Here is a 14,890-nt window from a genome sequence, read left to right as displayed (position 1 = left end):
GATATGAAAGGGATTGCTCTGTTTTTGCTGCTGACTCTACACGCAATGACTGAAGCACGAGTGCCTGTAAAATACGCCCATAACGGTGTACCTGACATAGCCTGGCAGGCGAATGAAGGACTGCCCCTGACCGAGATTGATGAGGTTATTCCTGGCGGCATTTACCGTCAGGGTGTCGCCTCCTTGCCTACCAATCTTCGCCGGATAGGACCGGATACAAACAATGAAGTAGCCGCCCTTCTTAACCAGATGCAGATGCCACTGCTGGCGTTCCATCCGGATAACAACGAACTCATTTCCATGCTGTGCTCGGCCTGGAATATTGAGATTCAAATGCAGACGCTATATTGCAAAATAGACAAAGATGCTCGCTGGTCCGATGGTGTCGCTGTGACGACGGCCGACATCGCCTTCACCTTTGAGTTTATACAATCGGATAATGCCCAGACCCCGATACAAAATGAGACGGTAAGCAACTATCTTGAATCTGTTGAAATATTCTCAGAAAAGATCTTTTCGTTAAAAGCCCGGTTGCCACTTTCAAATCAGGTGTTAAACCGTATGGTGGCACTTCGCCCCCTGGCAAAACACTTTTATACCTCTCGCGATGGCTGGCCGAATACCTTCGATCGCCTCTCTGAGCCAAGCACATCGGCCTACTACATCGATAAAATCTCCAGTTCCGGGCGCGTGACTATTCGTAAGACACTCGACTGGTGGGCAGCCGAGAGACAATTTTTTACCGGACGTTTCAATGTTGATCGTGTCATTTACCAACGGTATAAAGATGCCACAACCCTGCTGGATGATTTCCAATCTGGCGAGATTGATAGTATTCCATTGCAGAAGGATAGTAATTGGCAAAGTGCAAGAATCAAGCAACTTAATGACCGCAAACGCATCGCAGTAATTGAGTTTTATCATCAAGGGAAAACGCGTTTTTCCGGGCTAATTCTCAATAAAAAACATCCTGAGTTACAAGCGATAAAAACCCGAAAAACAATCGTCAGAGCCATGTCTGGCGAATCGGTTAATGCAGAAGATCTACCTGCCTTTGAGTTATTATTCAGCACAAACAACAGCAAAGAACTTAAGTATTATATCGATAATGCCATACGCGCGGGCTTGCGACTGATACCTCGCCAGATTGATCATTCTGCGTTGATGACAAAACTCAGAAACGATGATTATCCGTTAGCCTGGATTGCCATAAAAGGCACACCGGACAATCCCTTCTCTGGAATCTTAAATACCGCACCATCAGTCGAAGAATTGCAAACCGGCATCGATAATTTTTTGTTTGTACCGGGGGCCAGCCAACCTTATAGCCGTTACGCATATTGGCAGTGGCTAGAATTACCCGAACGGATTGGCACACGTATTTCATCAGACCTTTTCGATCCTTTTGATCCGGTTAGCGGTGGAGTTTTCTGGATTAATCCTGAGCGACGTGCCGATATACTCAACAGGCCTGATCGTCGTTCGGGTGAGCGGCCCGTTAGGATTTTGGACGAACGGTTTAAATTTAAAGAACAATAGGCATATCTGAAGCAGAACGTATATGGCAAAAATTATCAGCTTTAACATTAACGGTATCCGTGCACGTCAACACCAACTCGAGGCTATACGTGATCAGCTGGACCCGGATGTCATGGGTCTTCAGGAAACCAAGGTACATGACGAGCAATTCCCGCTCTCTGATGTCGAGGGGCTGGGATATCACGTTGAATTTTTCGGCCAGAAAAGTCATTACGGCGTGGCGCTACTGAGCAAGACCGCGCCTGTTCTGGTACAAAAAGGCTGGCCCTGGGACGATGAAGAAGCGCAAAAACGTATTATCCACGCCCGCTATGAGATTAATGGTAAAACCTATGACGTGTTGAACGGCTATTTCCCACAAGGCGAAAGTCGTGATCATGAAATCAAATTTCCTGCTAAAGAAAAATTTTACGCAGACTTGATGCGTTATCTGAAAGAAAACTTTACGCCGGACGATAATGTGGTTGTGATTGGCGATATGAATATTTCACCCGAAGACACTGATATTGGTATTGGAGAACCAAATCGTAAGCGCTGGCTGAAAACCGGCAAATGCAGTTTCCTGCCAGAGGAGCGGCAGTGGTATCAGGACTTGTTAGCATGGGGCCTGCAGGATACGTATCGTAAGCATTTTCCAACATCGTCCGATACTTTTAGCTGGTTTGATTATCGCTCCAAGGGATTTAATGATGACCCTAAACGAGGCTTACGAATTGACCACATACTGGCGACACCAAAACTTTATGAGGCCTGTCATGATGCTGGTGTTAGTTACAACATACGTGGCATGGAAAAACCATCAGATCACGCACCGATATGGTCTGAGTTCAGTTAGATACGTATTTATCCGCTTAGGGATCACTCAGGAGTGGCAAGCTCACGGTAAATACTGATCCTTCGCCAAGGGTGCTCTCTACCTGGATATCACCCTTGTGCTTTTCAATGATCCCGTAGGAAATACTTAGCCCCAGACCACTACCGACGCCGACAGGTTTATCGGTATAGAAAGGCTCGAAGATTTTTGTCAAAGTCTGAGGTGACATACCTTTTCCATTATCGCTGATACTAACCACTGCCAGTTCACCGTCCGAGCTCAGCTTAACCTCTATGTCACCCCCCTCCTCTATCGCATGGGATGCATTAATTAATAAGTTCGTAAAAACCTGCGACAACTGCCCTTCATGTGCATCGACAAAGATATTTTCACCCAAGTCAGTGGAAACTTTGGCTTTGTACTTCAGCTCATTCCAAATAAGTTTGAGGGTGAACTCCAGACAGTGCTTGAGATCAACTGCTTCCGTTTTTTCACTGTCTGATTGGGTAAAGTGCTTTAACCCGGTGACGATATCTTTAACACGCTGCAGTCCGGTCTCGTTCTCAGATATGACATCACGATAATCCTGCATCAGATTGTAGAGATCTTCCGACTTGATAAGTCTGGCCGCTTTCTCTAGCTCACCCTTTTCTACCAACTTAATCAATTGAGTGATGGTAACGACTGCTTCTTCTAAAAAATTGTTATTACTTATTACAAAGGCAATTGGATTATTTATTTCATGAGCTACACCCGCTGCCATTGTGCCGATGCTTGCCATCTTCTCAGAATGGAGTAGTTGCGCCTGATTAGTAATCAGCTGCTGGTTTGTTTCTTTCAGCTCTTTTTCACGCTTTCGGACAGCGCAGGCCATTGCATTAAATTGGTTCGTTAAGGCGAGCATTTCAACAGACGCATTATCAGGAATATTGATTTCTGTGATGCTTCCTTCGCTCAGGTCAACAATGTGTGCATCAAGCTGTTTAATCGGCGTTACGAAATAGCGCTTTCCCCAGGCAATGGTGATGTAAGTGACGAGTACAGCAAAAACGCTGAACACCAATAATATGGTGGTCAGGTGTTGATAGGTATATAAATCGATCTTGTCCAGATTGACCTTGTAATATACCGGAACGCCCAGAAATTCAGGCAGGGCTTTGTGCCATTCAGAGTCGTTATTTTTACCAATAATGATGGCGCCTTCTGCACCAGGATTACCAATGCTCAATGGAAACTCAGTGAGCTTTGAATCCAGTTCAAGAGAGTTTTTCATTCGTTGCCATTCGAGCAGAGCCAGGAAAAATCCCTCGGTGTTACTGTTGTAAACAACCGGGAGCGTGATCTCGACATGGGCTTCGATACCGGTAACCAGTCGCATTGAGCGACCATCCGGATTTTCCGACAGTTCGCTGAACCAAGGAGAGTGCCCAAAATTGTGTGATCGAGGCGGAAATCTGGCATAAATAACATCGCCTGAAAAATCGAGCAAAAGCTGTTGGGTTTTTACATTTTGAATGGATAAATCGCGAAACAGATCTGTGATGCTGGGAAGTAATATTTCTGGCTGGAGTACCGTTTGGGTGATTAACGGAAGCTGACGCTGCCCCATCAACTCGTTAGTGCGAACCTCGACGTACAGGTCAAGCTGATCAACAATATCGTCAATACTGTTCAGCTGTGCGGCAATCTGTTGGTTGGTCAGAATGCTCCTGAGGCTGAACCATGTCACCAACAGGATGATCAGACTGATGAGCAAAACCCATCCGGCAGTAAACAGACTAAAACTGGTTTCGGTTTTGAGATGTCGGCCGAATAGCTTTTGCACTATTTAGTCTCTTGCTGAACAAGCCTTATAACACCGCTTGAGTCAAAATAACCCATACTGTAATCGTTGCTATTGAGTGCTTCGTGGCTATCAAACCCCTCAGCAGCAAAGGGCTTCTGATACACTTTAATCAGGCCATTAATAGCGGCTGTTAAGTCTTCCAGTGCGAGTTTGACATTCTTTCGGTCGTTGACGATATCGCCTGACAGTCCCGCCTGCTCGATGGCCGCGATCAGGATCAGCATCAAATCATAACTGTGCACGAAGCCGGTTGCAGCTTTAATATCCTCTGGTTTATCGATGCTAGTGAAGGCCTTCTTTGCGGCACCAAACACCCGCTGCGCCTGAGTATCCATGGCATCAAGAAACGAAAATCGTGTCTGAATGAATTTGAGATCAAGATCCTGAAGATTCTGCCCCAGCTGTTCGGCAAAATCGCCACCGGTGATTCCCCAATGACTTCGAATGGGCAGTCTTTCCTCCGACTTGAGTGACAGCATTGCCCTGGCGAAGGTTTTACCCTCTGGGGCATTGGCAACCAAATACAGACTGTCTGCTCCGGATTGTTTGATTTCCCGAAGCATGATACGCGCTGAGTTTTCACTCAAGCCCCAGTTAAACCATTTAATACCGATCGGCTCCTTTTTTTGCTGCTTCAACGCGGCCGACATATTCTTCAGATTCGAACGTCCCCAGCCGGTGTCCTCCAACAGCAAAAATGGCTTATTCAGCCCCTCTTTCAGCGCGTTACTGACAATCACTTTTCCGGCCTTAGTGTCATCGATCGACAGTCTGAATATCCAGTTTTTGCCCTCGGTCCTGGTGATTGGACCAGCGGCCGCCCATGGGTCCATGACAAGAATCCCTTCATCATTAATGAATTCCCGATGGGCCAGTAGCGGTGGTGAATGCAAACCACTGAAAACCGCAAGGGCATTGTCAGTGCTAAGGTACTGCTGTAGGTGCTTCAGGCTTCTACGTGAGTTGCCGCGATGGTCTTTTATGACCACACGCAGAGGGATGTTACTGACCTGACCACCGGCTTGATTAATCGCAACAGTCATACCCTGATGAATAGACCGTCCAGAGTTGACTGCGCCCGTCTGGTCAGCGTCAAGAAAGATCACTAACTCATCATAGGGCTGGGAATTTGCCTCGACCAGTTGACCGACAAACAGTAAAAGCAATACTAAAAGGTGAGAATTAAGCCGCTCCATGCCCAGTACCTTTCAACAATGATACCTACAACTTAAGACCACAGGGCTTCTGAGGTCAACCAGGTGTATCGCATATACGCCTCATCATCGGAGCATGTAAATTGTGATGGTGAGCTTAAAGATACTCTTCGACACTGGCTATATAATCTAGCCAGGTTCTCGCTGAAGACGCACTGTCAGGCTCCTTCAGAGCTCTTTGAAAGTAACGTTTGGCAGTTGGGTAATCCTGAAGCTCAAACGCACTGTTCCCGGCAAGAATCAGAGCATTTCCCTTTTGCTTATCGGGTAGTCCTTTCTTGATTGCTGCTTCAATATCGACGATGACATTATGATAGTCGTTATTTTGAATAGACATTTGTGCAGCTCGCACCAGCAACTTACCGTTATCCGTAAATTTTGCAGCCTCGCGAAGAGCAGTAATGGCGTTAGAGCGCTCCCTACCCTGTTGCCAGGCAGACGCCAGCAAGCGCCAATTACGCTCATTAAGTTCTATTTTACCGGCGTTTAACTGCTGACTTAGAATACGCCCACCACGCTCTGGTAAGCCGTTTGAAATCAGCAATTGCACCAGAAGCATCAGATTATTGTCTTTCGTCAGATAGCCGCCGGCGTATGCTGTTTCCATCGTTTTCATGCTGTTTTTCGGCTGTTCGAGCAGCTGATACATTGAGGCTTGCTGAATCCAATAATCTTCTTTTTGTGGGTTCACATTCAGTAAACGTTGGAACCCTTGGGCGGCTTTCAGATATTCTTTTTGCTGATAGTAAGCAACCGTCATTACCTGAAGCCAGTTTTCCTTAGGTTGTTTACTGCGATCAAGCGCTTTATTTATCCACGGAATTACCTCAGAGTATTTTTCCTGCAGATGGTAGGCCATCGCCAGAGTCGCATAAGCCATTGGTTGGATGTAAACCTTAGGTTTTTCCGGTGTTTTTTTATTCGCTTCGGCTTCGGCTTTTTCGATCTTTAATAAGCGCGACCTGAGGCTTGCGACTGCCTCGGCCTTTTTTTCTTCGCCAAGATACAGCTGGGCAACATTAGTAGCCAGGGCAGATTCCTGAGAGGGTGCCAGCTTTTCAAGCTTTAGAGCTTTTTCAAATTGCTCAAGGGCTAATGTGTTCTTTTCCTGGGCGAGATAAAACTGGCCATACAGTTGATAAGTCAGAGCCAGACCAAAGCTGGGTTTTAATTTTTCGCTCAGGCGCGATAGCTCTTCTTCAGCCTCTGGCCACTTTTCTTCCTGCAGAAATACCTGAATCTCATTCAGAGTTTCGTAAGTTGATTGTGAGATAGACTGATCTGCTGCCTTAACAGGTTGGCACGTAACAAAGGCAGCCAAAACCATTAATAATAGTGCTTTCATTATCAGCGCTTTCCAAGTGTGAATTCGATGGTCTGGGTGGCTATCTGGCCTACCGGCTTACCATCCTGCATCTTTGGCTTAAACTTGTAGCGGAACAATGCTCTGCGAGCTTCGCGTTCAAAAACGCCACGCGGTTTAGAGTCAATAATTTCGACATCCTCTACCGAGCCTTCAGGGTTTATCTCCAACCTTGCGGTTACATACCCTTCAATTTTCCGGCGTTTAGCTTTTTCCGGATAAACCGGATTCTGGCGAACCAGCGGTATTACGTCACTATCACCGAACCCCATACCAACAACCGCATCACCAAGAAAGGACTGATTGGATAGTGCAAGATTCGCTTCTACCTGAGGCATATTGAAGGGCATTTTCTGTGTCTGGACATCTTGCTGTGAAACAGATGTCTTCGGTAACTGGGGTTTTTTGGGTTTTGGCGGTTCTTTCTTTCGTCGTTGTTTTAATTGGGTCTGACTTTCTTGTTTAATCCGAACAAAATCGATGTAGGTGGATTCGCTCTTGTTTTTCACCAGATCAGCCGGACCGGTCACCATGCTGTGCATGGCGAAAAATAAACCCAATGAAACACCGCCAGCAGCAATCAGAGCGAATAAAATCCGAATCGGCGCTGCCATCAGTTAGCTGCCTCAGCCGATATCGAGATATCCTGAATACCAGCAAGACGAATCTGATCCATCACTTTTACCAGCAGCCCAGTAGGCGAAAACTCATCGGCCTGAATAATCACAGCCCCTTCGGGATTTTCAGCTTTCATGCGCTCAATATTGGGACGAACCGCGCGTACATCAATGGCACGGCGGTCAATCCAGATTTCGCCATTAGCGCGAATCGCTACCAGAATATTACTGCCTTTTTTCTCTTCTGCGGTTTGAGCGCTCGGGCGATTAACTGTCACACCACTTTCCTTCACGAACGAGGTGGTGACGATGAAGAAGATCAGCATGATAAAAACGATATCCAGCATAGGAGTAATATCAATATCGTTTCCATCACCATCGTTATCTGTATGACGTCTTGCCATAATAAATATCCGTTATTTAATCCGTTGGCAGCATTTCTGCGAGTTGATGAACGCCGCGTTCGCTGAGGCGCTTAAAGCGCGTGCGGAAATACAAACCTGTCAATGCCACGACCAGTCCAGCCATGGTTGGGATAGTCGCCTGAGAAATACCGTTCGCCATCGCCCGGGCGTTGCCGGTACCGGTAACCGCTAACACATCAAACACACTGATCATGCCGGTTACTGTTCCCAATAGTCCCATTAAAGGACATATTGCAATCAGGATCCCGACGGTCGATAAAAAAGCGTCAGCGGCTTGTCGTTGCTTGCTGATCAAGGTGATACGAATTTTACGTGACGACCAGGTATCGTGTTCTTTGCGCTGCTTCCAGAATTCAGCAACCTGGCGGTTAGAGCGTGGCATTTCAATATAGAAAAACCATAAGCGCTCCAGTATCAGCGCCCAGAGGATAATACTGAGCAGCAAAATACCGTAAAGCACCGGCCCGCCTTGGGCGATAAAATCAAACAACCACTGCAATGGGGAATTCATTGCTCAGCTCACCCTCTAACGTTTTTAGCATTCGCTTCAAGGCTCTGAGCCATAAGACCAGCGGACTGTTCGTCCAATAACTGAATCAGGCGTTTGCTTTGGGATGCGACCCAGTTATGAGCCAGCAACAACGGTATGGCGGCCAACAAACCGAGTACCGTAGTAATCAACGCCTGGGAAATGCCCGCAGCCATTAACTTAGGATCACCAGTGCCAAAGTTGGTGATTGCCTGGAAGGTCGCGATCATGCCGGTAACTGTACCCAGCAGCCCCAGTAATGGCGCAATGCCGGCAAACAGTTTAATGATGGATTGGCCGCGCTCTAATGAGGGTAATTCGCGCAATACAGCCTCATCCATTTTTGCCTCCAGAACTTCAGATTCAATCTGATCCGGCAACTCCTGATAACTTCTCAGCACACGACCTAATGGGTTATTGTCATTGGGCTGATCGATATTTTTCTGCTGCTGCTTCACTTTCGAGGCAATGCTGGCCAGCGTAATCAGTCGCCATGTCGCCAACAACAAACCAAGAATGCCCAGTGCGATAATAATGTATCCAACTTCTGCACCTTGCTGAACACGCTCTAATAAATCCGGGTTTTCGAGTGTCAGGTTAATCAGTGCACCGCGACTCGGGTCCAATGCAAAAGCAGCGATTTCAGACGACGAGGATAGATAGCCCGGGAGCAATGCAGCCACAGCCGGTTGACGACCCAGTTCTCCAAGTTGTTTCAGCTGTGGGTCGTAAGACAAATAACCCTGTTCGTTCACTGCATTAAATACACCGATGCGAGTGACTGTTTGCAGCTGAGGTTTTCCCTGCTGATCGGTTACCTGTGTTTCGAAGCTGCTAATTTGACCGTTTAATGTCATCTCTTGTTGTAACGTAAACCAGAGATCTTCCAACTCTGAAATATTGGGTAATTCTTTGGCTTCGGACAATTTCTCCAGATCGGCCTTGCGCTGAGGTAGCTCGACCAGAGTCAGACTATCAGACAGTACCGTTTGCAAATCGGTCGCAACCTGGCGAACAACACCAAACATCTCTCCCAGATTACCAACACGAAGACGAAGTTCCTCTTCTTTATCGATCAGTTTTTTCTCATTTGAATCAAAACGCTTCTTTAAATCGTCTGCACGATCCTGCTCGCGTTTCAACTGCTCTTTTGCTTGCGCTAATAATCGTTTTTGCGCTGCAAGATCGTTACGAAACGCTGCCTGGCGTGCCTGATCAATCTCGGCCTCACTGGATTGGTAGGCACTGGCCTTTTGCAGCAGTTGTTGTAATTCACTGTCAGCCGATTCAGCATTCACTGCCGCTGGTAAAAATAGTGCCAGTGACAGCAATAAAGAAGACAACATTTTCATGACACTATTCCTTATGACTTAGCTGCTGTTGGCAGAGGCAGGTTTAATAATTCCGGTGCGGCGGTCTGTTGCGCCACTTTGAGTGCTTTACGCAAGTCCCGCATATACTCCTGATCGAGAGCCAGCCAGTCTTGTTTTTTCTGCGACCAGACCCAGGCTTGCTGGCCATCATTTGTTAAACGATACAGCGCAACCCGCCCAATTCGCAGAAAATCATACGAGGTGTTATCCAGCTGACCACGATACGCTTCGATATTTCGGCCGTAGTCTACCTCTACCTGATAGGCTTCAAGCACACGACGGAATTTCTCAGAAATAGTGACATCGGCACGAGTCATCAGGTCGCGCAACAGCGCAACACGTGTTGCACGCTCCTTCGGTAAAAAGGGTGTGTCCAGTTCAACAAATTGTTGCAGGTTGTCCAGCATACGACTCATCAGAGGTAGAATACCGCGTTCGGTGCGCTCTATTTCATTAATCTGACGGTCGAGAGATGCCAGTTCCTCTTCCTGATTACCAACAATTCGCGTCATTTGGCGATTGTATAAATTGAGCTGATCGGCTTCCGCTTTTACCTGACGATAATCATTCAGCAGTTTTTGCGCCTGATCGTCGAGCGAATTAATACGCTGCTGGCTTTTTTGGCCAGTTTCTTCGCTGCTGGCAATGTCTTTTTGAGCGTCAGCTACACCTTGCGCAACGGACAGCGATGGAGAAAGCGCAGAACCGGCAAACGCTAACAGAGCGAGTCCTTTGCTGACATGTGAAATGACAGGTTTCATAGTCTGAAAATTCCAATGGTGATCAAGCGCCATTTGGCGTGTCGGGCAAATTAAGCCGGCAGTGTGCACTGCGTTAGCTTAACCGCCGCTGAAAAGTTGAGGCGCATTATGCCGCCTCATAAAAAGAAACTCAATTGACAGGGATTCTCAACTGAGTTTCTTCCAGCGTCACGGATTATTTACTGCTTGCTGCGCTCAATATTCGACCACACCCAAGCCCAGCTTAGCGGCAACATCGTGACTTGCGCGAGGTGCAACCACTGCTCTATGTCCTGCCTGCCCTCTTAAATAGTGGTCAGCAACCCTGAGAACATCTGCCCACTTCACCGCCAGCAGGCGTTCACGGAATGTCTGGCGAATTGCACGGCTTCGTCCGGTTTTATCCATATGAAAAGACTGCTTCGCTTCACCCGCCGGCGACCCCGGCCGATCCATACTACCAATGATTCCAAGCACAGCTTGCTCAACAAGGTCATCACCGGATTTTTTATTCAGCACCCAGTCGACAGAAGATTGGTAATCATTGAAGGTGCCTTCCACGCGAGGGTCGCGGTAGGAGTAGAATTTAAAGCATGCAATCGAAGAATCCTGAGCGGCACCGGCACCATAAGCACCGCCTCTTTCACGGACCGCGGTATGCAAATAACCGTTACGTAGTACGCCACCCAATACCGCAAGGGGCGCGGCATCAACATGATCCAGCGTTACCGTTGGTATTGCCCAGGCGCAAAAATTAACTTGTGAATCGACCATCCAATACTGACCACCTTCGGTGTTTTGCCAATCAAGCCCAGTCAACGTAGTGTCACCAGCCTGCCAAAGCGCATTAACACTCTTAATATGCGCTGCGGCAAGCGCTTCATCCTGAACCAGCAATGCCTGGCTGGGGTTCTGAATGTGCTCATACAGATCAGTCAGTGCAGCAGTTAATAACGCGGGATCACTCTGCGCGGCTTCCAAACGATGCTTCAGGCGCTTCGCCTGAGGTAAACCGCCCAATTCATTAGCGATGTTCGCCGCTTTATTAAGTGGCGCAGCTGCCAGACTCATCGCCAATGAATGCCCCGCACCGGTTATCCCTTGTTCTTTTCGGGCACGGACCTGAGTTAATAAATCCAGTAAACGCTGGGATTCACCAAAGTCTGGTGCTGTCCAGGTTTCTTGCATCAGCGCACTGAATTCCTGAGCGTTATCAGCCAGCGCCTTTCCGGTCATGACCAGGTAGGCCTGCAGAGATTCGCTGTTGTTAACATGGCCCTTAATTGAACTGTAGGCGGTCAAGCTACCAACAATTGAGGTTTGCTTCTGCTGTTGAGTCAAATAATCGTTGTTGCCAGCTCCGACCTCAGTCCATGCATGAGAGAAAAACGGCAACCAGGTCAATTGCTCGTAATTCAGTGGCGGCAGATCCACCATCTGCTGCTGATAGATAATGCCATTGGTTCCGACGTTATACGCAGCAATATTTAGCCCCTCGGAATGGGTGTTGCTCGCAGCGGTGTGGGAAATTTCCGGGCGTACATCCTCAAGCGTCACTTGTGGCAATATACTCGGGTCGTCTTCCTGATTCTGACGCTCTTTTAATGCCTGGGTTTCTGCAATAACCGTCTTCTTATCCTCATCAGCCATCCCTGCTGCGATGTTTGCCAACTGCTGCGCCTCCAGGCGCTTCGCCTCATCGTTCAGCAGCGCATCCGGTTTGAGAGTAAAACGAACACGATGGCGATTTTCCAGCAACAAACGCTTAACGGCGTTCTGAATGAAATCGGCTTGTCTGACCTTGTCTTTTAGACGGTTAATGGCCGGATCCAGATTGAGCAAGCTGACCGGATCACCGTAATGCGTCGCGGCCGGAATAGCGTTAAAGATCAGCTGCAACCCATACGGGTAATGATCACCGCCAATTTCGCGCTGATGCAATTCCAATTGATGCAGCGCAGCATCAACCATGCTTTGCTCTACGCCGGTTTCGCTGATTTGCGTCAGCGTCTCGAGAATGAGTTCTTCAATCGCCGCAGCATGTTCAGGCTCACTGCCCTCAATACCACACATAAAACTCATTTCACGATTGGAGTCTTCCAGACCGCACAGCGGAGATGGCGACCCTCCCAAATCGGTTTTTTCCAATACCTTTCTCAAAGGAGATGCACTGTTATCCAGCAGGACCTGACTTAACAGATTGGCTTCGAGCTGAGCATCGAGATCGGTTGAATCACCGAGAAGCCAGGCGAGTACGTGATGGGTTTTATGCGCTAAATCGTCATCGTCGACGCCATAACCTTGCTCAACGGAAATGGGAGCAGGATAACGTTTTTCAGGCTGAACACGCCATTGCTTACTCTGCTTTTCAAAACGACTCAACGCCTGAGCATCCAACTTATGTTGCAGCTCAACGATGTCCATGTCTCCGAAGGTCATAAATATGGCATTCGAAGGGTGATAGTGGGTTTGGTAGAAATCGATCAGCTCTTCATAACTCAAATCAACAATGTCTGAAGGCTCGCCACCGCTGTTATAATGGTACGTTGCAGTGGGAAACAAATAACTGGATACCCCTTGCCATAATTGGCTCACCGTGGATGACATCGCTCCTTTCATTTCATTGAAAACCACGCCCTTAAATTCAAGCGGCGAGTTCATATTACCCTCTTCACTGAACTCAACACGATGGCCCTCCTGAGCAAAGTCGAGAGGGTCCAGACGCGAAAAAAATACGGCGTCTAAATAGACATCCAGTAAATTATTAAAGTCTTTATCGTTTTGTGATGCGAATGGATAGGCTGTCCAGTCAGAGCTGGTCATGGCATTCATAAAGGTATTCAAAGAGCGTCGTGTCATCATGAAAAACGGATCGCGCACTGGGTATTTTTCACTTCCACACAGTGCGGTATGTTCCAGAATGTGCGCAACGCCCGTTGAATCATGAGGCATGGTTCGCAGCGCTACCAGGAACGCCTTTTCATCGTGATCGCTTGCCAGGTGATAGTGGACGGCGCCGGTTTTGATGTGTTCATAATGGTGTACGGTGAGATTTAGCGATTCGACCTGAGTAGCATCGATATGACGAAATGCCGCATGGGCCAGATTGTGATCAGACATAACTTCTCTATTCATTATGGATATTTATCCGTTAATCTTAGCAGCGTTATGTCCATCTCCGAAGGATTAAAGGCTTAAGCATGACTGAACAATATGATCCACAGCACGGTTTTGATTGGCGCAGTGAATTTCCGGTGAATGATGAATGCAGTTACCTCAACCATGCAGCTGTCGCGCCGTGGCCGGAGTCAGCAAGAAAAGCCGTCAATGAGTTTGCTGCTGAAAATGTCGCGCTGGGCGCCACTCATTACCACCAGTGGGAGAAGACAGAAGCAAATCTCCGACGTAACCTCGAAACTCTCATCGATGCGCCCCATGGCAGCGTTGCTCTGGTTAAAAACACCTCTGAGGCACTGTCGTTTGTTGCATATGGTTTAGATTGGCAACCCGATGATGTGGTAGTCATTTCCGATCAGGAATTCCCCTCCAACCGCATTGTATGGGAATCACTCGCAAATAAGGGCGTTAAGGTCGTTGAGGTAGCACTCCCTTACGATGACCCGGAGTCTGAATTGCTGGCGGCAATTGCAAAAAAGCCAAAACTGGTTTCCATAAGTGCGGTGCAATACGCATCTGGTCTGCGCCTCGATATCGATCGTATCGGTGCCGCATGCCGTGCAGCCGAAGTTTTATTCTGCATTGACGCCATTCAGGCGGTTGCGGCACAACCCTTTTCAGTACAAAAAAACCTGTGCGATTTTGCCATGGCTGATGGTCATAAATGGATGCTTGGACCCGAGGGTCTGGGCTTCTTTTATGTACGTCCGGCAGTGATGAATCAGTTGAGGATACAGGAATATGGCTGGCATATGGTGGCCAACGCGGGAAACTACAACACCAAAGAATGGACGCTTGCGCCGACCGCCAAACGCTTTGAATGTGGCAGTCCGAATATGCTGGCAGGCTATGCATTAAATGCCAGCATTGAATTGATTCTTAAAGTCGGCCCGGCGCAAATTGAGTACGCTATTGCAGAACGGATTCAATATCTAAAAGAAGGCCTTTATGAAATGGACGCGGTTTTTGGCAACCCACTAATTGATGAGCGACCCTCTGGCATTCTGACATTTCACTTCTGGAATATTGACAGTGCGAGACTGCACAAAACACTCATGCAAACCGGGGTGATCTGCGCCAATCGTGGAGGAGGGATTCGTTTTTCACCACATTTTCACACCACACAAGAAGCACTGGATGATGCACTGGAATGCTTAGAGAGCTTATTACCAATGATGCAATCGTAAGTGCTCGGTTGAGCGTAGAATTACCCGACTCTGTACTTTTACAGCGTTGATAAATGAGTGTCAGAT

At 47.7% G+C, this 14,890-nt stretch carries 12 protein-coding genes; 3 read left to right on the top strand and 9 right to left on the bottom strand.

The window, feature by feature from the left end; genetic code table 11:
• Positions 1 to 3: 3 nt before the first annotated feature.
• Both MK185_04295 and xthA read left to right on the top strand, forming a co-directional pair.
• Positions 4 to 1,539, top strand: coding sequence for an ABC transporter substrate-binding protein (locus MK185_04295; GenBank protein MCH2039833.1), 1,536 nt, complete (start codon positions 4 to 6; stop codon positions 1,537 to 1,539).
• A gap of 22 nt (positions 1,540 to 1,561) precedes the next feature.
• Positions 1,562 to 2,374 carry an exodeoxyribonuclease III gene (gene xthA, locus MK185_04290; GenBank protein ID MCH2039832.1) on the top strand — a complete coding sequence of 271 codons (813 nt, stop codon included), beginning with the start codon at positions 1,562 to 1,564 and terminating at the stop codon, positions 2,372 to 2,374.
• A gap of 16 nt (positions 2,375 to 2,390) precedes the next feature.
• Here xthA and MK185_04285 read toward each other — a convergent pair whose 3' ends face one another.
• From MK185_04285 to MK185_04245, 9 genes are all read right to left on the bottom strand, one after another.
• Positions 2,391 to 3,962: a sensor histidine kinase gene (locus MK185_04285; protein MCH2039831.1), complete on the bottom strand. Its 1,572-nt coding sequence runs from the start codon at positions 3,960 to 3,962 to the stop codon at positions 2,391 to 2,393.
• A 215-nt stretch (positions 3,963 to 4,177) separates the two neighbouring features.
• Complete coding sequence (locus MK185_04280) at positions 4,178 to 5,395, bottom strand: ABC transporter substrate-binding protein (GenBank protein MCH2039830.1); 1,218 nt, start codon at positions 5,393 to 5,395, stop codon at positions 4,178 to 4,180.
• 115 nt (positions 5,396 to 5,510) lie between these two features.
• Positions 5,511 to 6,758: a tetratricopeptide repeat protein gene (locus MK185_04275; protein ID MCH2039829.1), complete on the bottom strand. Its 1,248-nt coding sequence runs from the start codon at positions 6,756 to 6,758 to the stop codon at positions 5,511 to 5,513.
• Between the two features lie 2 nt (positions 6,759 to 6,760).
• Positions 6,761 to 7,390 carry an energy transducer TonB gene (locus tag MK185_04270; GenBank protein ID MCH2039828.1) on the bottom strand — a complete coding sequence of 210 codons (630 nt, stop codon included), beginning with the start codon at positions 7,388 to 7,390 and terminating at the stop codon, positions 6,761 to 6,763.
• Positions 7,390 to 7,797: a biopolymer transporter ExbD gene (locus MK185_04265; protein MCH2039827.1), complete on the bottom strand. Its 408-nt coding sequence runs from the start codon at positions 7,795 to 7,797 to the stop codon at positions 7,390 to 7,392. Before MK185_04265 ends, MK185_04270 begins: the two co-directional genes overlap by 1 nt.
• A gap of 16 nt (positions 7,798 to 7,813) precedes the next feature.
• Positions 7,814 to 8,329 (bottom strand): MotA/TolQ/ExbB proton channel family protein, encoded by a 516-nt coding sequence (locus MK185_04260; GenBank protein MCH2039826.1) that lies wholly within the window; start codon positions 8,327 to 8,329, stop codon positions 7,814 to 7,816.
• 8 nt (positions 8,330 to 8,337) lie between these two features.
• Positions 8,338 to 9,699 (bottom strand): MotA/TolQ/ExbB proton channel family protein, encoded by a 1,362-nt coding sequence (locus MK185_04255; protein ID MCH2039825.1) that lies wholly within the window; start codon positions 9,697 to 9,699, stop codon positions 8,338 to 8,340.
• Between the two features lie 11 nt (positions 9,700 to 9,710).
• Complete coding sequence (locus tag MK185_04250) at positions 9,711 to 10,481, bottom strand: DUF3450 domain-containing protein (GenBank protein MCH2039824.1); 771 nt, start codon at positions 10,479 to 10,481, stop codon at positions 9,711 to 9,713.
• 195 nt (positions 10,482 to 10,676) lie between these two features.
• Positions 10,677 to 13,580, bottom strand: a complete 2,904-nt coding sequence (locus MK185_04245) for an insulinase family protein (protein ID MCH2039823.1) — start codon at positions 13,578 to 13,580, stop codon at positions 10,677 to 10,679.
• 80 nt (positions 13,581 to 13,660) lie between these two features.
• Here MK185_04245 and MK185_04240 point away from each other — a divergent pair, with 80 nt between their 5' ends.
• Positions 13,661 to 14,824: an aminotransferase class V-fold PLP-dependent enzyme gene (locus MK185_04240; GenBank protein ID MCH2039822.1), complete on the top strand. Its 1,164-nt coding sequence runs from the start codon at positions 13,661 to 13,663 to the stop codon at positions 14,822 to 14,824.
• Positions 14,825 to 14,890 lie beyond the last annotated feature (66 nt).

The organism is Saccharospirillaceae bacterium (assembly GCA_022448365.1).
GTDB lineage: Bacteria > Pseudomonadota > Gammaproteobacteria > Pseudomonadales > Oceanobacteraceae > Bacterioplanoides.
The sequence above is the reverse complement of the archived record's forward strand: the minus strand, read 5'-3'. Positions and strand labels throughout refer to the sequence as shown.

Coding starts and splice junctions, on each gene's coding strand:
- MK185_04285 (MCH2039831.1), bottom strand. CDS start 3,962: ATGGGGCAGCGTCAGCTTCCGTTAATCACCCAAACGGTACTCCAGCCA.
- MK185_04240 (MCH2039822.1), top strand. CDS start 13,661: ATGACTGAACAATATGATCCACAGCACGGTTTTGATTGGCGCAGTGAA.
- xthA (MCH2039832.1), top strand. CDS start 1,562: ATGGCAAAAATTATCAGCTTTAACATTAACGGTATCCGTGCACGTCAA.
- MK185_04245 (MCH2039823.1), bottom strand. CDS start 13,580: ATGTCTGATCACAATCTGGCCCATGCGGCATTTCGTCATATCGATGCT.
- MK185_04265 (MCH2039827.1), bottom strand. CDS start 7,797: ATGGCAAGACGTCATACAGATAACGATGGTGATGGAAACGATATTGAT.
- MK185_04280 (MCH2039830.1), bottom strand. CDS start 5,395: ATGGAGCGGCTTAATTCTCACCTTTTAGTATTGCTTTTACTGTTTGTC.
- MK185_04270 (MCH2039828.1), bottom strand. CDS start 7,390: ATGGCAGCGCCGATTCGGATTTTATTCGCTCTGATTGCTGCTGGCGGT.
- MK185_04260 (MCH2039826.1), bottom strand. CDS start 8,329: ATGAATTCCCCATTGCAGTGGTTGTTTGATTTTATCGCCCAAGGCGGG.
- MK185_04255 (MCH2039825.1), bottom strand. CDS start 9,699: ATGAAAATGTTGTCTTCTTTATTGCTGTCACTGGCACTATTTTTACCA.
- MK185_04250 (MCH2039824.1), bottom strand. CDS start 10,481: ATGAAACCTGTCATTTCACATGTCAGCAAAGGACTCGCTCTGTTAGCG.
- MK185_04295 (MCH2039833.1), top strand. CDS start 4: ATGAAAGGGATTGCTCTGTTTTTGCTGCTGACTCTACACGCAATGACT.
- MK185_04275 (MCH2039829.1), bottom strand. CDS start 6,758: ATGAAAGCACTATTATTAATGGTTTTGGCTGCCTTTGTTACGTGCCAA.